The organism is Embleya sp. NPDC059213 (assembly GCF_042754445.1).
In the GTDB taxonomy this organism is placed as follows: Bacteria; Actinomycetota; Actinomycetes; order Streptomycetales; family Streptomycetaceae; genus Embleya.
In genome coordinates, this window is the sequence record NZ_JBHZAV010000180.1 from 1 (window position 1) to 18,911 (window position 18,911).

Genomic DNA, 18,911 nt, shown 5'->3' on the forward strand with positions numbered 1-18,911 from the left:
GCCGGGGGCTGTACGCGGGGACCCGGCTTATGGGGAGGGAGTGAGGTGCGGGGCCGGGGTCGGCTCGGTGAGCCGGCCGACGAACTCGACGCCCAGCACACCGGCGAGGTCGGCCTGGCGGTGTCGGTGGGGTCGGAGCGGTGGGCGATCAGGGCGGCGTTCCAGCCGGTGCCCGTGCCCAACTCCAGGACCCGGTGGCCGGGTTCGAGGTCGAGGGAGTCGAGCATGTCGACGACGATCGACGTGCAGGACAGGGACGAGGACGGGACGCCGTCGGTGATCTCGGTGATCGTCGCGTCGTCAGGGCCCGCGTGGACGAGTCGGGCCCACGCCTGCGGGTCGCGGGCGCGGGAAATGGGCTGCCAGGCGTGGCCGTCCCAGGTCCACACGGTGTCGGGCGCGAACGCGTCGCGAGGCAGGTCCTCGACCGCGTCACGCAGCCACGGGGAGTCCTCCGGCCACGCCTTGCCGGTGTCCATCACCGCGAGCGCGCGGCGGCGATGGTCGGCGATGTCGCCGGGGCCGGCGTTCACTCCTGCCGGTCCTTCTGGTGCTTTCCCTTGGGGTCCTCGGACTTGGGAACGCGGCCGTCCCCGTTGCCGGGGGCGGGTCGCCCTTGTCCAACGGCTGGTCCGGCTTAGAAAGCATCTGATCTACGTTGATGGCGATTTGATCCGGTCGGTGTGACCGTGATGGCGGTGGGTCGTTGCAGGACTCATGACTCCTCGACGTTCCTATCGCAGCGACGTATCCGATGCCCGCTGGGCCCTGATCGAACCGATCTTCACAGCCTGGCGTGCCCGGCGAACCGGGCCGGGCACGCAGGCCCGAGTACACGACCTGCGGGAGATCGTGAACGCGATCCTCTACGTCAACCGCACCGGCATCCCGTGGGAGTACCTGCCACACGACTTCCCGCCGTACAAGACCGTGTACGACTACTTCGCGAAATGGGAGAGCGACGGCACCACGCAACGGGTCCACGACCTGCTGCGCGACCGGACCCGTCGGTCGCTGGGACGCAGGGTCGCCGCGACCGCGGCCGTCATGGACGCCCAGAGCGTGAAGACCTCCTGCAACGTGGCCGAGGCAACCCAGGGCATCGATGCCGCCAAGAAGATCAAAGGCCGCAAACGCCACGTGGCGACCGACACGCTCGGCCTTCTCCTCGCCGTGTTGGTGACCGCGGCGTCGGTGCAGGATTCGGCAGGCGGTCGGCAGGTCCTCGACCAGGTCGCCGCGGCACATCCCGACGTGGCCAAGGTCTGGGTCGACGGCGGCTACAACAACGCCACGGTCGACCACGGAGCCGGCCTGGGCATCGACATGGAGGTCGTCAAACGCCCCTCTTCCCGCGGGTTCCAACCACTGCCGAAGCGCTGGGTGGTCGAGCGGACGTTCGGCTGGCTCATGCAACACCGGCGCCTTGCACGGGACTACGAAACCTTGCCCCAACGATCCGGGGCAATGATCCACTGGCCATGGCTAACAAAATGAGCCGCGCTCTAACCGGAGAATCCACGCTTTCCTGGCGAATGGAAACGGACTTACATACTATCTCGGCCTGAACGCTGATCAGATGCCCTCTTAGAAGTCCTAACAAATAATGAGTCTGGTGTGACTATCGGCTTGTTCGGTCGTTGTGCGTGGTGTGCGCAGAGGTGAGTCGCGTCCGTGGGTGGTTTCGGACGAACTGTGGTCCCTGATCGAGCCGTTGCTGCCCGAGCCGGCGCCGAAGGCGGTGCCGGGTAGGCCTCGTGTGCCGGATCAGCGGGCTTTGTGTGGGATCCTGTTCGTCCTGCACACGGGAATCCAGTGGGAGTTCCTGCCGCAGGAGTTGGGGTTCGGGTCGGGGATGACGTGTTGGCGTCGTCTCGCGGCCTGGAACGAGGCCGGCGTGTGGGACCGACTGCACGCGATCCTGCTCGCGAGACTGCACGCGGCCAAACAGCTCGACTGGTCGCGGGCGGTGATCGACTCCAGCCACGTCCGGGCCGCTCGAAGGGGCCCAAAAGCGGTCCGAGCCCGGTCGATCGCGCGCGACCGGGCAGTAAGCACCACGTCCTGGTCGAGGGACGGGGAATCCCGCTCGCGGTGTCCCTGACCGGCGGAAACCGCAACGACGTCACCCAGGTCGTGCCTTTGCTCGCGAAGGTTCCCAACGTCCGCGGACGGGTGGGACGGCCTCGCCGACGACCCGACTCTCTCTACGGTGACCGCGGCTACGACCACAACAAATACCGCCGCCTCGTGTGGGCGCGAGGCACCAAACCCGTGATCGCTCGACGGGGACAACCCCACGGATCCGGCCTCGGACGCGTGCGCTGGGTCGTGGAACGTACCATTTCGTGGCTGCACGGCTTCCGTCGCCTTCGCATCCGCTGGGAACGACGCGACGACATCCACGAAGCCTTCCTCGGCCTCGCCGTCTGCCTCATCACCCACCGACACGTGAAACGCCTTTGTTAGGACCTCTAAGGCCCACACCCAACCTGACAATGCCCTTCTCGTCCTCCGCCTGCATGGCTGACGATGGGCCGCCGACGGCGCTCCGGCGGTCGCCCAAGCGCTGGGCCCGGACACGCCGGCGTGCGCGGCGGGTCGGAACGGCTGAAGGTGGGCCGGGAGTGCGTCGCGTCGCCGGGCCGGGGCCTCTTCAACGGGTGGGCACCCGGGCGCGGGCAAGCATGGACAGGGCGAATGGGCGCAGCGGGTCGGTGCGTTCCCAGCCCGCCGAATCGATTGCGTCGCGTTGGTCGACGGACTCGACGGGCTGGAGCCGGTGTTCGCGTAGGAGAGTGTCCATCTGCAGGGCGCTGAGGAACGTCCGCCAGGGTTCGCCCTGTTCAGCCGCGGCGGCCATGACCGACTCCGCGTATGCCCGGCCGAGTTCGTCGCGCAGGTCGTGCGGGAGGAGGTGTTCTACGACGAGTTCGGTGCCGGGAGCGAGGGTGCCGACGGCTTCCAGGGTCTGCCCGATCGCATCCGGGGTGAGGTACATGGTCACCCCAAGCCAGCCGACCAGTGCGGGTCTGCCGGCATCGAAGCCCGCCCGGGTGAGGAGGGGGACCAGCGAGCGGACGGAGTCCTGCTCGAAGTCGACCGGGACGAAGGCGGTGGACGGTGACACCTTGGTCCCCGTCTCGGCCAGCAGGTCCCGTTTCCACTCCTGGGTCGCGGGCTGGTCGACCTCGAAGACGCGGACCTGTGCGGCCAATGGCGAGCGGTAGGCGAAGGAGTCCAGCCCCGCCCCGAGGATCACGTACTGGTCGACGCCTCGGCGGACCAGCGCGGCCAGCCGGTCTTCGGTGTATCGGCTGCGGGTGACGGCGCTGGTCCGTGCTCCGGCCAGAATGGGGTGGTCGCCGAAGGAACGGTGGTAGCCGAGAAGTTCGTCCGCGCCGGGCCCCAGGAAACACCGCGCCAACGTGTCGGCGAAGATCGGCGGGCTGCTGTCGACGAGGAGGTGTGCCGCACGTGCGGCCGCCGCCATGAGGGCCGTCCGGCTCGGCTGTCCGATAGTGCTCATGCGAATGGACAGTACTGGCAATTTCTACGAAAATATCACAAAACAATTACTTTATGAAGATCCTGCGGGCGGCGATTCGGTAACGAAAGTACCGCCGCGGGACCGCTGTTGCCTCCGATGCCTGAGGTTCCGCGATTTGCGAAGGTGTGGCGGTCGGCGTCTGCGCACGGCGTCGGCGACCCGTGCGACCCTGCGCAACCCGAGGACCGGCCCCGGCCACGTCCGGATGGTGCTGCGGGTGGGATACGGGCCTCCTGGAGCCCCGACCCCTCGCCGGCGCCCGTGGCAATGACACTCCGGCCGGCCGCAGGCGGCACGGCGGTTCCGAGCGGAACCGTCACGGGAACGCACGTGCGTCCGGCCGGATCGGCGTGAAGCTTCACCGTCATCGACACGACCGGAGGCCGACGTGTGTCCGGCCCGGAAGGAGGAGGCATCGTGGGCGCGCACGCGGGACCCGTTCCGATCATCGCCGGAGTCGAACACACCGACGCCAGCCGGCTCGCCGTGGTCTGGGCGGCCGACGAGGCGGCCCGACGAGGGCTGCCCCTACGCCTGTTACACGCGCTCGACTGGCCGGTCGCTGCGGATCGCCATCCCGCGACCGATCCGCACCGACAAACCTGGAGCGGACGGTTTCGTGACGCGGGACTGCGGGCCTTGGCCGAGGCGGCCGTCCCGGCGTCGAGCCGGCATGCGCAGTTCGCACAGGACGGGCATGGACTTCACGCCCGCCGCCGCGCGCCGGTGGTCGGCGCGTGACCACACGTGGTGCGACAGCGGGCCCGTGCGGCAACCCCTGCGGGGGGTGCCGTCGCGGGTGGGGCCGAGGGAGCAGCCCGCGGGCGGGGTCGCCGTCACACGGCCGTCGGCGAAGGCGTCCAGGAGGGCCTCGAGCACCGGGGTGAGGTCCAGGGCGTCGTCGGCCGCGCGGGCGCGGGCCCGTCGCCACACACCGGTGTCCATCCACACCAGACGCTCACGGGCACCGTCCTGTCGGGCGTCGACGGTTCCGCGGGGCGGATGGGCGTGGGTGTCGGTGTCGGTGGCTTCCGGCACGGCGTCGTCTCCCGTCTCACGGCAGGCTGTCTCGCCTCGACCATAATCCTAGATGTGCCGCATCGAGCCCCGCAAACGCTGGTCCCGGGCTTGCGTCGACACCTCGAGACCGTGGCGGCGTAGACGAAGGCCGGGGCCGGGATGTCGTCGAGCGGGGTCGGGTCGGCTTGCCGGGCCTCGAGCGGGGTGAGGCCCTCGAGACCGGGTGGTGCTCGGTGTTCCACCGGTGCGCCCTAGCCGGCAGATCGGCGGTGAGGTCGCGCAAGGACAGCACCGGGCCGGCGGGGACGCGGTCGGGTCGTCGGTGGGGTTGTTTGGGGGTGTGGCCGGGCAGTGCGGCGAACAGTATCCGCTCCACGCAGCAGTTGAGGTTCTCGATGCCGCCTTTCAGGTGGGGCTGTAGGGCGGCAGCACGGTGACGTCGGCGTCCGGGGCGGTGAGCGCGGTGGTCACGGTCCGGGAGAGGAAGTTGCTGCCGCGGTCGAAGCGCACGTGTTCGGGCATGCCTCCCAACGGGCCGTAGCGGTCGGTGCGCACGATCGCGGAGGGCAACGCGGCCGGGACCCAGGCGCGCCTGGGGTGGCCGGGGGTGACGGCTACGCCGGTGACCGCCTTGGTCGCGCAGTCCATGAACCAGGTGACATATGGATGGACGAGATCGCCGTCGGCGGTCACCCGCAGCGGCGCCTGGACGTGATCGGCCTCCCACGTGTGGTTGCCGGTCGTAGCATCTCGCTGTGATCAACAACGTTGCGGCGCAGTCCGGTTCGGATCTGAGCGCGGTCGATCTTTCAGTGGGCACGATCTATCTGGGGGATCCCAGAGGAACGGTGTCCGAGGAGCCCATATACGAGTTGGTCGGGACCGCCAACGTAGGCGACCTTCCGTCCACGGAAGGTCGCCTACGGCGACGGCACGTTGGCATACGTCGCCTTGTGCAGTACCGGAAAGGAGGCCGACTGGCCCGACGACGTCGACGACCGCACGGGAATCTGCGTCTATCACGGGGACAACAGAACTCCTGGGAGGGATCTGCACGATACCCCTCTGGGTGGCAACGCTCTGCCGCGAACGGTCTTCGCCGACCTCGAAGCCGGTCGGCATTCCCGGATCCCGCCCTTCCTTTGTTCCAGAGAACGGGGGTCGGACGGGATGTACGGTTTCGGGGGCTCCTCGCTCCCGGGACGGATTCGCTCCTCGCTCCGCAGCGTGCCGCGCCGTTGCGGCACCGTACCGTCTCCACGCCGACCGGATCGTTCGTGAACTACGAGGCGACGTTCACCGTTCTCGATGTCCCTGTGGTTCCCCGTACCTGGCTCGATGGCCTTTACGCCGGCACCGCCGGGATGGCCGACGCCCCAAGCGCATGGCGTGAATGGATCGAGACCGGTCGACGCCGTCCCCTGGTACCCACCCCTGTGCGAGGCCCGCGTGACCTGCGGGAACACCGCCATGCCACCGACCCCGCGAGCACGGCGCTCCTGGACGCCGTCGGAGAACATTTTCGCGGTGATCCGTATCGATTCGAACGATGGGCCTTGGAGATATGGGCGGCGATCGACAGCAATGTCGACCCGCACTCTCTCGATGTCACCATGCGCAACGGTCGATCCGAGTCGACCGGACGCTACTTCGTCGGCCCGGAGATGCGTCGAACACCGATGAGGTTCGCGTTCGTGGCCGACAACGGCGGCAGGGCCGTCAGGGCGGCTGCCGTGCATCGCCTCCTCGCCCGCCTTCACCAAACGGCGTTCGCCGTCCTGGTGACCACCTCCCAACTCGACAAGAACGCGTACGCCGAAGCCCGCGCCGCCGCCCAGCCCCTCGTGCTGATCTGCGGTGACGACATCGTCGATCTCCTGCGCTCCCGTGGCATGACCACACCCGACGATGTCCGGGCGTGGCTCGATCGCTCGCATCCCGCCGAAGGGTGAAAACAGGGGTCGCGCATCCTCCCGGACGTACGAGCGTCAAGACGGCCGAGAGCCGGGGCGCGAGACGCCTGCGACTCGCGCCGAGCCGAACGTCAGCCCCGCGCGGGAGGCCGTCGGGGCCGCACCTCGAAGCCTCGGCGCTCTTCCGAAAGATCGAGGGCGCCACCGGTTCAAGATGCGATCGGCCGAGTGAAGTCCCTTACAGCAGCGTCACCGGCTTCGCCCGCTGCTACGGGTTCTCTACGCGCACGCGGGCGGTCTCCAGGGCTTCGCGTTCCACATACGCTCCATCACCGTGGTGCGGCAACGAACTGTGGCGGGTCGTGGCGATCTGATCGACGCGGGCACTGTAGCGGCTCGTCGCCGCCTTCAGGGCCTCCGAGGGAGGCAGGAGTTCCTCCGCAGCGCGCAGCGCTCTGAACAGGTCCTGAGTGAGACGCAGCAGACGGTTCAGTTCGTCGTCCGCGACCGCGTAGAACGTCGACGGCCCATGGTCGCCGCCGCGGCGGTCCACGAGTGTACGGCGAGCCTGCTGCTCCATGGCCACACACACGGTCTGACGGCACCGCTCCAGGGAGCGGAAGGTCGAACTTCCCGGATCCGCGACGACCTTCTCCGCCGCCTTGACAGCCCTGGCCAGGCCGGGGGAGAACCGAGTCGCCGCGAGTTCGGCCTCCGCGCGTTCCTTCCTCTCGGCTTCCCGCCGTGCATGTTGCAGCGCCGGCCACGCGGGGAACTCCTCGCGCCCGATCCGCTGAGCCCTGGTTCGCGGCTGCGCCTTTTCGGACTTGGTCAGCCGGGCGTCCCACTTTCCGCGCAGGGTGAAGCTGTACGCGCTGCATCCCACGGTCCCCCAGCCGCCGAACCCGTGACTCCAGCGATTTTCGAAGGAGGTGATGGGCTCACCGCAGTGGCGGCACAACTCACTTGAGGGCTCGCTCGTCCCCGTCATTTCGTCCTCTCTACCGACATCGACCATCCAGATGCGTACATCGGGCATCCTGCCGGCCATCCCTGACGCACCGTCACCGGGGATGACGCCTGTCGCTCCCGGGGTGCGACCGGACTCAACGTCACGGTGGGTGGCCCGAACGTGGATGACGCGGCGGCGTTCCGGGTCCGGTTCTCGTCGGTATCTCGGGCCCGGCGCGGTGGACGCAGGCCGAGCGGGAGCGTGCCAAGGCCGAGGAGTCGACGGCGCCGGGTTTCGGGCGGGTGTCGCGGACGACGGTGCAGCACACGCTCGGCCGATATCGGCGGCAGGGCCCGTGGGGCTTGGTCGACCACCGCACGACACGACTACCGGCGGGGTGGGACGGACCGACGAGCGGATGGTGGCCGCGATCATGGACGTGGTGCTCGGCAGCGGGGCGTTCCAAGGGGACCGTCAGGGGCGTGATGCCGTTGGTCGCGCAAATCCTGAAGGATCGGCACGGTGATGCGGTGCCGATGCCGTCGCAGGCCACGTTCTATCGGCTCGTCGATCGACTCGCCCGGCCCGCCGACCATCCGGGACGGCCCGTCCGCAATCCCCCGATCACCGAGGACGGTCGGGGGTTGACCCCGACGGTGGCGCTGCGGCCCGGGGAACAGGTGCAGATCGACACGACCCGGCTCGACGTCCCGGCCCTGTTCGAGGGCGGCACGGTGGGGCGGCCCGAACTCACCATCGCCGTCGACGTCGCCACCCGGGCCGTCCCGGCGGCGGTGCTGTGCCCGGGCGGGACCAGGGCCGTGGACGCGGCGCTGTTGCTCGCGGAGATGGCCGTCCCCCATCCCGCCCGGCCCACCTGGCCCGACGCGCCGCGCTTCTCCCCCGCCCGGCTGCTTTCGCGCGATCGGCTGATGTCGCCGGCGAACGCCTCGAGGGCGCTGCCGCGCGGCCGGTCGTGGTACCGGAGACGATCGTCGTGGACCGGGGGAAGGTCTTCCTGTCGGGGGCGTTCACCGCGGCCTGTGAGACGTTGGGAATCAGTGTCCAGTCGGCTCCGCCGTTCGCGCCGACGGCCAAGGGCATCGTGGAGCGCACCTTCGGATCGATCAACTCTCTGTTCTGCCAACACCTTCCGGGATACACCGGCTCCGACGTCACCCGGCGTGGCAGTGATGTCGAACGTGAGGCGTGCTTCAGTGTCGCCCGGTTGCAGGACCTGCTCGACGAGTGGCTCGTGCACTGGCACCAGCGCCCGCACGAGGGGCTGCGGCATCCGGTGATGTCGAGGGTCGCGTCGACGCCGAACCAGATGTGGGCCGCGCTGGTCGCGACCTGCGGGTACGTGCCGGTACCGCTGAGCGGCAAGGACTACCTCGAGTTGCTGCCGGTGCGGTGGCAGACGGTCGGCGAACGCGGGATCCGCATCGACCACCGCACGTACGACCACGAGGTCCTGGGCCCGTACCGGGGTCAGTCCTCCGGCATCGCCACCCGGGGCGGGAAGTGGGAGGTCCACCACAACCCCCACGACGGCCGTCGGGTGTGGATCCGCCTGCCCGACGGCGAGTTGACGGAGATCCCGTGGATCCACCGCGACCACGCCCACCATCCGTTCGACGAACGCACCTGGCGGTACGTCAAAACGGCCACCGCCCACCACGCGGACCGCGACCGGTACGAGGCCGACCTCGCCGACGCCCTCGACCGTCTCATGCGCCGCGCCCACAGCGGACGCGCCACCCGTGCCGAACAGCGACTCCTGGCCCGCAGCACGCCCACCCGGACTCCCCCACCGGCACGCTCGGTGCGCGAGGAATGGGAACAGGACCTCGGCAACACCGTCCCCGGAACAGACGAGGACAGCCTCGACGAACTCGACGAACTCGACGAACTCGACGAGTCACCGCTGCCGGGGTCGGACACCGACGAAACCGACCCCGACTCCCCCGCACCGCCGTACACGGGGTACGGGATCTACGACGCACACGAGGAGGCCCTGAAATGGTGACCCCTGGTGCGCAATCGGGCGACGACACGTGGGCACACATCCCTGCGGACACGACGGCACGGTCCCGGCCGGTGACCACCTGGCAGGGCCGGCAGGACTTCGCGACCGCACCGCTCCCGAGGCCACCCGAGCCCGGCACACCGCCGCGCAGTCGGGAAGAACGTCCGGCCTATCACTCCGCGTTCGTGACGGTCCGCACCCCGGCCATCGACACCCTCGCCACGAACGTGCGCACGCTGATGATCCTGGGCCGCCACCAACGGACCACCGCCCGACCGGCGTTGATCGTCACCGGCCCCGCCGGGGCAGGGAAGACCACCGCTGTGCTCCATGTCGGACGCACGTGCCACCTCGCGGAGGCCGCCCGACACAGCGGGAGAGCGGAGGGCCGGGTCCCGGTGACGTACGTCCTCGTGCCGCCCGGCGCGACCGCCAACGCCCTCGCCGCCGAGTTCGCCCGCTATCTCGGCGTCCCCGCCGGCACCCGGATGACGCAGGCACAGATCACCGAGGCCGTCTGCCACACGTACGAACGGGCCGGCGTCCGCCCGGTCCTCATCGACGAGAACCCGCCGCCTCAACCCACGCACCACCACCGGCGCCGAGACCGCGGACCTGTCGAAGAGACCTCACCGAACGCATCCGGACGACGTTCGTGTACACGGGCATCGACGTGACCGCCACACCCTTGTTCGCGGGTGCACGCGGGGCACAACTCGCCGGACGGGCCTCGTTGGTCGAGTGCGGGACGTTCCCCGCACGGCTCGGGAAACGCGAACCGTTCAAAGAGTTGATCACCGGAGTGGAGACCGCCCTCGACCTGGACGCACACCGCGCCGGGACACTCCCCCGCCTCGCGCCCTATCTCCACCGGCGCACCGCCGGACGCATCGGCAGCCTCACCCGCCTCATCCGCCAAGCCGCGATCACCGCCGTCCTGGACGGCACCGAACGCATCACCAAAACCAGCCTCGACCGGATCCGCCTCGACCACCTCGCCGAAACCCGACACCACCCCGACACCACCACCGGGGCCCACACACCCCGGCGATAGACACACCCCGGGGCCCTGCAGCCATGCAAAACCCCGTGACCAGCACAAACACGGACCGGTCCTTTAGACGCACGGCGCTATGTGAAACATGCCCGGGCTTTCTCAACCAACCTGCGACACCCCCAGGCCAGGGCCCCCACAGCCCACACCCGGACGGCCACGAAACGTTCTCAACCAACCTGCAACACCCCAGGTCACAGCGGGCAGCCGCACACCAACCACCACCGCGAAATCACAACAGGCCGTCCTCGAAGCGTCCGGTCGCGGTGTGGTCGTCGGCGACGGTCAAGGTCAGGAGCAGGTCGTGGCTGGGGGCGTAGTGTCCGCCCCAGGGCATGACGATCCGGGCGCCGGGGCGGGCCTGTTCGATCCAGGCGGCGGGTACGTTCCGGATGCCGCAGGTGACGTGCACGCGATCGAACGGGTCGCCGGCCGGCCGGTCAGGCCGAGCTCACCGTGACAGAACAACCAGCTCGTGTCAGGCACCCGACATCAGTCGATGGTCACGCCTGTGACAGTCGAAACGATCACGGTCACTCATGCCCCGATCAGCACACAAACACCCACACGACACATCAACCCGACGACGACCAACCACCGCCACCACGACACACACTCACACGCCGAACCCCGCAAAACACCAGACCAACCGGCCAGACCAACCGGGCCGATCAGGCCCCGTGGTCACCCACCCCGAAACCCACAGCAACCGCAGCTACAACACGACGCATCAATACATCAACGAGAAAACCGAGACCGTTCTCACGAAACTACGAAACCCCAGACCACCACCACCGGGCCGACCCCGCGAAGCCCCCACCACCACCACAACCCGAAACCACCAACCCACCCGCTGGATTCTCAACCAACACACAAACCCGCAGACGAGCCATCAACCCGCCCCACCACACCAACGCTCCGCCACATATCTGCCGCACCACGGCGGCTTGGAGCGCACCCCCGGCGTCCCGCGCACCGGCCGACCCGATCGTCGGCAAGGGCAACCGGTCCGCGATCGGCACCCTGGTCGACCGATCCACCCGCTACGTCGAACGCCTCCACCCGCCCGGCGGCCGGGGCGCCGAGCAGGTCCGCGACGCGCTCGTCCACGCCCTCGGCGACCTCCCCGCCGAACCGGCCCGCTCGGTGACCCGGGATCAAGGCAGCGAGACGAGCCGACACGACGAGTTCACCCGCTCCACCGGCGTCCCCGTCCACTTCTGCGAACCCGCCGGCCCCTGGCAACGCGGCTCGAAGGAGAACACGAACGGCCCGCTCCGCCGGTACTTCCCCAAGAGCACCGACCTGTCCCTCCTCGGCGCCGGGGACCTCGCCTTCGTCGCCGCCGAACTCGACAGCCGCCCCCGCAAGACCCTCGGCTGGAACACCCCCGCGAACCTCTTCGCCAAGCTCGTCGCAACACTGGAATGACCACCGTGTTGCAACGATTGCTGGAAACCGCCGTTCGCCGCGGCTTGGCCATCGCAGCACCCCGCAGGGTCAGGTGTTGCAACCACCTTCAGAACCCAGGGCGTCCCACCGGGGCCAACTCAAGACGTCATAGCCATCCGGGGGAGACGGGATCGTTCATCGACGGGCCTTCCACGCCCGCGAGGTCGGTCGCGGGCAGGTGGACGACCTGGACGACGCGACGTTACGCGGGCATGACGGAGCTGACCCCAGCCGCCACCTTCTCTGGGGGTTCCCCGCCCGTGGCGTGACGTCGCAGTGCGTCTGTTCGTTGGGCGTGCTGCGGCGGTTCTCTGGGGGTTGTGGCTCTGCGGTGGATCGATGCAGGTCGACTCGTGGAGCAGAGGTGGAGATGCGTGCTTTCCCTGTGCGGATGCCTTCGGGTACCCGTTACTGGACGGTGGTGGACGACGATCTGGTGGTCGTGCGGGAAGCGGATCGTTTCCTGCGGGAGTTGCGACTTGCCCGTGATCGGGCGGAGTCGACGACGAAGGCCCACGCGGGTGGGGTCGCGTTGTTCCTGCGTTGGTGCGCCGGCACCGGGCGGGACTGGCGGACCGCAGCCCGGGACATGGGGCTGTTCATCCTGTGGCTGAAGTGGACGCCGGGCAACGGGGAACGGGGCCGGGTGGTCGTCTCGGGCCCGGGTTCCGAGTCGGTGCGTGGCAATGCTCGTATCAACGCGGTGCTTGCGGCGGTGCGCGGGTTCCTGGTCCACGCCGTGGTGGAGAAGTCGGTGCCGGGCTCGGTTCTCGACGAGATCTACGAGGTGGGCGACAGCCGGGACCTGCCGTTCGAGGCTCAGGGTGAGGACGGCGGGTTGCGGTATCGCCTGGGTACCCGTCACCGGCTCCGGGAGGAGGAGAGCGGTGTCGATCGGGCCACGGACGAGGAGGTCGTGGCGATGTTCGCGGCCTGTCGCTCGGCCCGTGATCGCCTGATCGTGTTGCTGTTGGCCCGGGTGGGGCTGCGTCGGGGGCAGGTCGCGGGGCTGCGACGGTGCGATCTGCATCTGTTGACGGACTCGCGCTCCTTGGGCTGCGCGGTCGAGGGTGCGCACGTTCACGTCGTGCGGCGGCAGAACGAGAACGGCGCGTGGTCGAAGTCGAAAAGGTCGCACGCGTTGCCGGTGGATTTCCTGGTGGTGCGGGCCTACGACCAGTACGCGCTGGAGCGCCACGAGGTACTCGGGGCGGGCGGCAGCGACTTCGTCCTGGTCAACCTCGCCCGGCCGCCCTACGGTTCGCCCGTCACGCCGGAGGCGATCGGCGAGATCGTCGAGTCGTTGTCGAGGCGGGCCGGGCTCGTGCGGCGTGTGACCTCGCGGATGTGTCGGCACGCGATGGCCAGCAATGTCGTGGACGCGGGTGGTTCGCTGGACGAGGTTCAGGCCCTGCTCGGGCACGACCATCCGGCCTCCGCGCGTCCCTACCTGCATCCGAAGGCGTCCCGGTTGCGGGACGCGGTCGAGCGCGTGTCCTCCCCGCGTGTCCGCGTCGAGGAGGGCCGGCTGTGACCTCCCCGCTCGCCCTGCCGCGGGGCGGGGCCGAGGACCTCACCGCCGCGCTGATGGGGGCGGTGACACGGGAGTTCCGCACGCTCATGGGCTTCGATCCGACGGCGCGGGTTCTGGTCTTCCCGACCGGTGACCCGTTGCTCGGTGCCGACGCGTGCGCGGTCGAGGGTTGTGACCAGCAGGTCTACGACGGCGGGCACCCGAGGTTGTGCGGCGGGTGCTCACGGCGCATGGAGCGCGAGGGCCGGGGCTTCGAGGAGTTCGTAGCGACGACCAAGCGGCACTGGAAGGGGGTCGGGGTCTCGCCGTGCCGGGTCCCCGACTGCGGCCGTCCGTGGAAGACCTCCCTCAAGCGGTTGTGCGCCGTGCACGACGGGCAGCGGGCGAAGGCAGGGGTGCCGGTGGAGGAGTTCGTCCGGCTTCCGCAGGTGCGGCCGCTGCCGCGCTTCGGCCCCTGCCACGTGGCCGCGTGCCCCAGGGATCGCGACGGGCGGGGACGGTACTGCGCCGTGCACACCCAGCGCCGGGCCGCGGACCTGCGGCGGGGCGGGGCGGGGCGGCGGACGAGCGGACGTGGGAGGCGACCGCCGCGTCGGTGGCCCAGTCCGGCGTGGTGAGCCTGCGGGGCCTGCCCGATCCGGTCGTCGCCGAGGTCCTGTACGGGATGCAGCAACGCGTCGCGGCGGGCCTCAAACACCGGGACCACCAGCTTCGTACGCTCTGTGACCTGGTCCGGGCCCAGCGAGTCGGCTCGCTCGCCGACCTCGACCTCGACTCCCTGGACACCGGGCACCGGCGACTGGCCAAGGGCCTGCTCAAACACGTGGGCCGATTCCGCATGTCCCCGGAGACCGAGCGACACAAGGACGTCTGGGACGGCGTCGCGTTCGGCCTCAACGGCGAGCGCCGCTTCGACGCGATCACTCAGCCGTGGCTGCGCCAGGCCACGAAGAACTGGGCCCTGGACAACGCGCCGCGGCGGCGGGGCAAGAACTCCCGGGCCCCAATGCAGCAGCAGATCAACGCCGTGGCCCGCCTGTCCGAGAGCCTGCGCCTGCACCGCGACGACGACGGCGCGGATCCGCGGCTTTTGGGTCGCGCCGACGTGGTGACCTTCCTGCTGCGGCTGCGCCGACTGGAGGAGCGGGGGGGGGGGTGATCTCGGCGAATCGTCGCGTGGAGGACGTGCGCGACGCGCGGCGCCTGCTCAACCGGATGCGAACCCTCGGGCTCGCCCTGCCCGGCCGCATCCTGCACGGTCTGCCCGGCGACTTCGACCTGCGCGAGGAGGACGTCCCCGACGATCCGCAGGACCGCGAGGCCGGCCGCGACCTGCCGGTGGAGGTGATGCGCCATCTGTGCGGGCACCTCGACGCGTTGGAGGCGGGCGGTCCCCAACTGCGCACGGCGGTCGAGATGGTGATCGACACCGGGCGACGACCGGGCGAGATCTCCGGCCTGGCCTGGGCCTGCCTGGACCGCGACGGCGACGGGAAACCGGTCCTGGTCTACGACAACCACAAGGCGCTGCGAAACGGCCGGCGCCTGCCCGTCCCCGAGGCGACCGCAGCCTCGATCCTGGAGCAGCGGCAACGCGTGCGCGACCGCTTCCCGCACACATCGACCACGGCCCTGAGACTGTTCCCCTCCGCGGTCGCCAACCCCGACGGAACCCGGGCCGCCACGCACAGTTGGATCACCGCACGACACCGGATCTGGGTGGATTCCCTGCCCGAGATCCTCGTGCCCACCGTGGTCGAGGTCGCCGGGGAACGCGTCACCAGGATGCTGCCCTTCGACAAGCGCAGGATCTTCCCGTACGCGTACCGGCACACCTACGCCCAGCGGCACGCCGACGCCGGTGTCGAGCCGGACGTGCTGCGGGAACTGATGGACCATCGCCAACTGAGCACCACCCTGCGGTACTACCGGGTCGGGCAGGAACGCCGCCGCGAGGCCGTCGACTGGGTCACCGCGATGCAGTTCGACCGCCACGGCCGGCGCGTGTGGCGCACGGCGAAGGCGCTGCTGGACTCCGAGCACACGCGCCGGGCGATGGGCGAGGTGTCGGTGCCCTACGGCCTGTGCACCGAGCCCTCGAACGTCGCGGCGGGCGGACACGACTGCCCGGTCCGCTTCCGGTGCGTGGGCTGCGGACACTTCCGCACCGACATTTCCTATCTGCCCGACCTGGAGGCGTACCTGGCCGACCTGTTGCGCAACCGCGAGCGGCTGGCCGCGTTCGCCCACGCCGACGGCTGGGCGCGAGCCGAGGCCATGCCCTCCGACGAGGAGATCACCCGCGTCCGGCGCCTGGTGGACCGCCTCAAGGAGGACTTGGACGACCTCACCGACGAGGACCGCGCGCAGATCCGGGACGCGGTCGCGGTGGTCCGCCGCACCCGCCGGGTGGTCTCCCTCGGCCTGCCCCGCATTCCCCAGCCCCTCCCCGACATCCGCCCCGGCAGGAGCTCATGACCAACGCCATGATCGACGGCCGCCGGGCCGACTCCGCCCGGCGTCGCGAACGCGTCCTCAAGGCCCTCGACGCCGCCCTGCGCGCGGGCGAGGACATCACCGTCTCCGGTCTCGCCCGGGCGGCGAAGGTGGACCGCGCCTTCCTCTACCGCCACCGCGACCTCCTCGCGCGCGTCCACACCGCCGCGACCACCCCGCACGCCGAAGGACGCCGGGCCGCCGTCGGCCGGGCCTCGCTGCAGGCCGACCTGGCCAACGCGCTGGAACGCACCACGCGTTTGGAGACCCGGGTTCGACGATTGGAGAAACGTCTGTCCGAGACGATGGGCGAGGCCCTCTGGTCCGACTCCGGCCTCGGCACCCCCGTCGACGTCGACCGACTCCAGCGGCACATCGCGACACTCGAACGGGAACTCGCCGGGACACGGGACGAACTCGGCGAACGCACCGACGAACTCGACGCGGCCCGCGCCGCCAACCGGGAACTGACGCGGGCCTTGAATCAGGGCCCGTGATCGCGACAGCCGGCCCCGGGCAGAAAGGGCCCGGGGCCGGTCGCCGGTTCGACGGGGCTGTGCCTCCGGCCGGTGGGAGCCGGAGGCACGGGCCGGGTGGGGTCTCCGACCCGGCGAAACGCCCCCGGGGGCCGCGTCGGCTCGGAGCGCGGGCGGCGCGTCGGGCCCGCGGTCACGCCCCCGTGTCATTTCTCCGACCGGAGGGGCCGAGGGTGGCCTGAAGGGCAGGCCAGGGCCTCGTCGATCCACGCCCGACCCCCCGCGAGCGGCAGCGCCAGGACTTCCCCGCCTATGCCGCGAGACCGGTCCCGAGGGCACGCCGATCCGCCTCATGTCGGTCAATTTCCCTGCCCAAAGGGCAAGTTGCCGTATACCGTCGCGGTGGACGGCGGATCTGCACGCCCCGGCGTCCACCGGCCGCCTCGCGTCCGTACCTCCGAGGTGGCCGGGTCGTTCCGTGACCTCCGGTCTTCCTCACGGCAAGGAGCAGCATGGCGAACGCGAGCACTTCAGGAACCGGCCCGCAGGCTGCGGGCCTCGCGCGGGGCACCATCACCACGGTGGTGGGCACCGGGCAGCGGGGATCCATTCTCGGCGACAAGCCCGCCACGAAGACGGCGATCGAATCGCCGTTCAGTCTGACGGTGGATCGGGACGGCAACGTGTATGTCGCCGACAGTTCTCTTCACCGGGTGTACAAGGTGTCCCCCGGGGGTGCCATCGCCGTGGTCGCCGGGAACGGTACCGCCGGGTACACGCCCGACGGCGGGGCGGCCACCGCCGCCCGGCTCAACTTCCCTCTCGGCCTGGCGGTCGACGACGCCGGCAACCTGTACATCGCCGACCAGACCAGCCATATGGTCCGCAAGGTGGGTACGACGGGCGTCCTCACCACCGTCGACAACCCCGGGAGCAACCGCCCGAGCGATGTGGCGGTGGACGCGGACGGCAACCTCTATATCGCCGAGTACGGCACCAACTCCGTCACCCGGGTGGATGCCAAGGGCGTGGTCACCACCATCGCTGGCGGCGTGAAGCCCGGACCCTCGGGTGACGGCGGACCCGCCACCGCCGCCTGGGTCCCCACTCCCATGGGTGTGGCGGTGGACGGCGGCGGAAACGTGTACATCGCGGAGTTCGGCGGACGCGTGCGCAAGGTCGATCCGAGCGGCGTCATCACCACCGTCGCCGGCACCGGCATGGCGGGGGACGGCGGTCCGGCCACCGCCGCCTCGCTCAACGAGCCCAGGGGCCTGGCGGTCGACGACGCCGGCAACCTGTACATCGCCGACTCCAAAAACCACCGGATCCGCAGGGTCGATCCGAGCGGCGTCATCACCACCGTCGCCGGCACCGGCACCGCGGGGTACGGGGGCGACGGGGGGCCCGCGACGTCGGCCCGGCTCAGCTACCCGTTCGGGGTCGCCCTGGACCGGGCGGGCAACCTCTACATCGCGGACACCAACAACCACCGCATCCGCGCGGTGGCGTCCGTGGCCACCATGAACCCGCCGACGGCGGACCTGTACGGCGAGGTCGTCAACCCCGCCTCCGTGACCCCCGGCGAGGAGTTCGACCTCGGCGTCCGGGTCAAAAACCACGGCCCCCACCCCGCGGCCCGCGAGCACATCACCGTCGCCCTCACCCTCGCCGACCCCCTGCGCGGCCCCACCGGCACCACCAACCGGCACGTGACCCTCACCTTCACCGGGGAACAACTCCGGCCCGAACAGAGCTACCTCGACGCCACCACCCACATCACCGCCCCCGCCGACACACCCCCCGGCACCTACACCTGCACCGTGGAGATCCGCTACGCCGGCGACCCCGACCTGTCGAACAACACCTACACCCTGCCCGTCACCGTCGTCGCGGCGACCCACCCCGACGACACCCCCCTGCGCGTCGTCCAGGTGAACGTGCCCCGGGCCGCCCCCGACCAGTTCACCCTCCTCAACCTGGAGATCCGCGCCCTGGGCAACCGGCCCGCGGGCACCGGCCCCGGCCCCGTCGAACACCGCCTCACCGCCCCCACCGGCTTCACCTTCACCGGCGGCGCCTCCCACGGCTGGTACTACGACCGGAACACCATCACCGGAGGCCACGACACCCGCCTCGAAGACGACGGCAGGACCCTCGTCTTCTCCTTCGACCCCTACTACGACCCGTACGCCGGCACCGAAACCACCCACCGACACGGGCTCATCCTCACCATCGGCATCCACGCCCTGCCCGACGCACCGCCCGGCACCCACGACGACGGAAGCATCACCATCGGCGACCTGCCAGCCGTACCGCTGACCGCCACGATCGACTGACCCGAACCCCCCCCGCAGGTGGCGCGACGGCCCGTCGGCCGGCGCTTCCGCGAAGACGGGAGGCTTCGACCCGACCCTCGACGAGGAGCGCCAACC

16 protein-coding genes and 4 pseudogenes are annotated in these 18,911 nt (G+C 70.1%); 15 read left to right on the plus strand and 5 right to left on the minus strand.

Annotated elements, in window-relative coordinates; all coding sequences use genetic code 11:
• A pseudogene (locus ACFXMF_RS38720) lies at window positions 1-533 on the minus strand (hypothetical protein); the annotation flags it as partial.
• Between the two features lie 184 nt (window positions 534-717).
• Between ACFXMF_RS38720 and ACFXMF_RS38725 the strand changes: the two are divergent.
• Window positions 718-1,568, plus strand: a pseudogene (locus ACFXMF_RS38725) (IS5 family transposase).
• Between the two features lie 83 nt (window positions 1,569-1,651).
• Window positions 1,652-2,469, plus strand: a protein-coding gene (locus ACFXMF_RS38730; protein WP_379992566.1) for an IS5 family transposase whose coding sequence is annotated in 2 segments (ribosomal slippage) — window positions 1,652-2,003 and window positions 2,003-2,469 — 819 coding nt in all. Because the reading frame shifts where the segments join, the coding sequence is not laid out codon by codon here.
• 187 nt (window positions 2,470-2,656) lie between these two features.
• Here the strand turns inward: ACFXMF_RS38730 and ACFXMF_RS38735 are convergent.
• Entirely contained in the window at window positions 2,657-3,529 is an 873-nt protein-coding gene (locus ACFXMF_RS38735; protein WP_379992567.1) for a class I SAM-dependent methyltransferase, read from the minus strand.
• Window positions 3,530-4,036: 507 nt separating this feature from the next.
• Between ACFXMF_RS38735 and ACFXMF_RS38740 the strand changes: the two genes are divergently transcribed.
• On the plus strand, window positions 4,037-4,291 hold the full coding sequence (locus ACFXMF_RS38740; RefSeq protein ID WP_379992569.1) for a hypothetical protein: 255 nt from the start codon (window positions 4,037-4,039) through the stop codon (window positions 4,289-4,291).
• Between the two features lie 684 nt (window positions 4,292-4,975).
• Here the strand turns inward: ACFXMF_RS38740 and ACFXMF_RS38745 are convergent.
• Window positions 4,976-5,263, minus strand: coding sequence for a hypothetical protein (locus tag ACFXMF_RS38745; RefSeq protein WP_379992568.1), 288 nt, complete (start codon window positions 5,261-5,263; stop codon window positions 4,976-4,978).
• 258 nt (window positions 5,264-5,521) lie between these two features.
• On the opposite strand from ACFXMF_RS38745, the pseudogene ACFXMF_RS38750 reads away from it, so the two are divergent.
• Both ACFXMF_RS38750 and ACFXMF_RS38755 read left to right on the plus strand, forming a co-directional pair.
• Window positions 5,522-5,919, plus strand: a pseudogene (locus ACFXMF_RS38750) (restriction endonuclease); the annotation flags it as partial.
• A 15-nt stretch (window positions 5,920-5,934) separates the two neighbouring features.
• Window positions 5,935-6,522: a restriction endonuclease gene (locus ACFXMF_RS38755; RefSeq protein ID WP_379990739.1), complete on the plus strand. Its 588-nt coding sequence runs from the start codon at window positions 5,935-5,937 to the stop codon at window positions 6,520-6,522.
• Window positions 6,523-6,751: 229 nt separating this feature from the next.
• Here ACFXMF_RS38755 and ACFXMF_RS38760 read toward each other — a convergent pair whose 3' ends face one another.
• Entirely contained in the window at window positions 6,752-7,522 is a 771-nt protein-coding gene (locus ACFXMF_RS38760; protein ID WP_379990737.1) for a hypothetical protein, read from the minus strand.
• Window positions 7,523-8,432: 910 nt separating this feature from the next.
• Here ACFXMF_RS38760 and ACFXMF_RS38765 point away from each other — a divergent pair.
• The 3 genes from ACFXMF_RS38765 to ACFXMF_RS38775 are packed head-to-tail and all read left to right on the plus strand — an operon-like array spanning window position 8,433 to window position 10,518.
• Window positions 8,433-9,464 (plus strand): Mu transposase C-terminal domain-containing protein, encoded by a 1,032-nt coding sequence (locus tag ACFXMF_RS38765; RefSeq protein WP_379990736.1) that lies wholly within the window; start codon window positions 8,433-8,435, stop codon window positions 9,462-9,464.
• The gene (locus ACFXMF_RS38770; RefSeq protein ID WP_379990735.1) at window positions 9,458-10,141 is read left to right on the plus strand and encodes an ATP-binding protein; all 684 of its coding nucleotides are present in this window, start codon (window positions 9,458-9,460) and stop codon (window positions 10,139-10,141) included. The genes ACFXMF_RS38765 and ACFXMF_RS38770 overlap by 7 nt, the downstream gene beginning before the upstream one ends.
• Window positions 10,138-10,518: a hypothetical protein gene (locus ACFXMF_RS38775; protein WP_379990734.1), complete on the plus strand. Its 381-nt coding sequence runs from the start codon at window positions 10,138-10,140 to the stop codon at window positions 10,516-10,518. The genes ACFXMF_RS38770 and ACFXMF_RS38775 overlap by 4 nt, the downstream gene beginning before the upstream one ends.
• Before the next feature lie 232 nt (window positions 10,519-10,750).
• Here ACFXMF_RS38775 and ACFXMF_RS38780 read toward each other — a convergent pair.
• A pseudogene (locus tag ACFXMF_RS38780) lies at window positions 10,751-10,933 on the minus strand (protein-L-isoaspartate(D-aspartate) O-methyltransferase); the annotation flags it as partial.
• Window positions 10,934-10,974: 41 nt separating this feature from the next.
• Here ACFXMF_RS38780 and ACFXMF_RS38785 point away from each other — a divergent pair.
• The 7 genes from ACFXMF_RS38785 (at window position 10,975) to ACFXMF_RS38815 (ending at window position 18,815) form a co-directional block, all read left to right on the plus strand.
• A complete protein-coding gene (locus ACFXMF_RS38785; RefSeq protein WP_379990733.1) occupies window positions 10,975-11,949 on the plus strand; it encodes an IS30 family transposase in 975 nt (324 codons plus the stop codon).
• 412 nt (window positions 11,950-12,361) lie between these two features.
• Window positions 12,362-13,504 (plus strand): tyrosine-type recombinase/integrase, encoded by a 1,143-nt coding sequence (locus tag ACFXMF_RS38790; RefSeq protein WP_379991699.1) that lies wholly within the window; start codon window positions 12,362-12,364, stop codon window positions 13,502-13,504.
• Entirely contained in the window at window positions 13,501-14,121 is a 621-nt protein-coding gene (locus ACFXMF_RS38795) for a hypothetical protein (RefSeq protein ID WP_379991698.1), read from the plus strand. The genes ACFXMF_RS38790 and ACFXMF_RS38795 overlap by 4 nt, the downstream gene beginning before the upstream one ends.
• Window positions 14,100-14,663 carry a hypothetical protein gene (locus ACFXMF_RS38800; RefSeq protein ID WP_380021031.1) on the plus strand — a complete coding sequence of 188 codons (564 nt, stop codon included), beginning with the start codon at window positions 14,100-14,102 and terminating at the stop codon, window positions 14,661-14,663. Before ACFXMF_RS38795 ends, ACFXMF_RS38800 begins: the two co-directional genes overlap by 22 nt.
• A complete protein-coding gene (locus ACFXMF_RS38805) occupies window positions 14,660-15,982 on the plus strand; it encodes a tyrosine-type recombinase/integrase (RefSeq protein ID WP_379991697.1) in 1,323 nt (440 codons plus the stop codon). The genes ACFXMF_RS38800 and ACFXMF_RS38805 overlap by 4 nt, the downstream gene beginning before the upstream one ends.
• Window positions 15,979-16,497: a DUF6262 family protein gene (locus ACFXMF_RS38810; RefSeq protein WP_379991696.1), complete on the plus strand. Its 519-nt coding sequence runs from the start codon at window positions 15,979-15,981 to the stop codon at window positions 16,495-16,497. The genes ACFXMF_RS38805 and ACFXMF_RS38810 overlap by 4 nt, the downstream gene beginning before the upstream one ends.
• A gap of 491 nt (window positions 16,498-16,988) precedes the next feature.
• The gene (locus tag ACFXMF_RS38815) at window positions 16,989-18,815 is read left to right on the plus strand and encodes a hypothetical protein (protein ID WP_379992628.1); all 1,827 of its coding nucleotides are present in this window, start codon (window positions 16,989-16,991) and stop codon (window positions 18,813-18,815) included.
• Window positions 18,816-18,911 lie beyond the last annotated feature (96 nt).

What these genes read in the sequence shown, in the direction of transcription:
- ACFXMF_RS38790 (WP_379991699.1), top strand. Translation starts at nt 12,362, where the DNA reads ATGCCTTCGGGTACCCGTTACTGGACGGTGGTGGACGACGATCTGGTG.
- ACFXMF_RS38760 (WP_379990737.1), bottom strand. Translation starts at nt 7,522, where the DNA reads ATGCCCGATGTACGCATCTGGATGGTCGATGTCGGTAGAGAGGACGAA.
- ACFXMF_RS38755 (WP_379990739.1), top strand. Translation starts at nt 5,935, where the DNA reads ATGGCCGACGCCCCAAGCGCATGGCGTGAATGGATCGAGACCGGTCGA.
- ACFXMF_RS38735 (WP_379992567.1), bottom strand. Translation starts at nt 3,529, where the DNA reads ATGAGCACTATCGGACAGCCGAGCCGGACGGCCCTCATGGCGGCGGCC.
- ACFXMF_RS38815 (WP_379992628.1), top strand. Translation starts at nt 16,989, where the DNA reads ATGGCGAACGCGAGCACTTCAGGAACCGGCCCGCAGGCTGCGGGCCTC.
- ACFXMF_RS38770 (WP_379990735.1), top strand. Translation starts at nt 9,458, where the DNA reads ATGGTGACCCCTGGTGCGCAATCGGGCGACGACACGTGGGCACACATC.
- ACFXMF_RS38810 (WP_379991696.1), top strand. Translation starts at nt 15,979, where the DNA reads ATGACCAACGCCATGATCGACGGCCGCCGGGCCGACTCCGCCCGGCGT.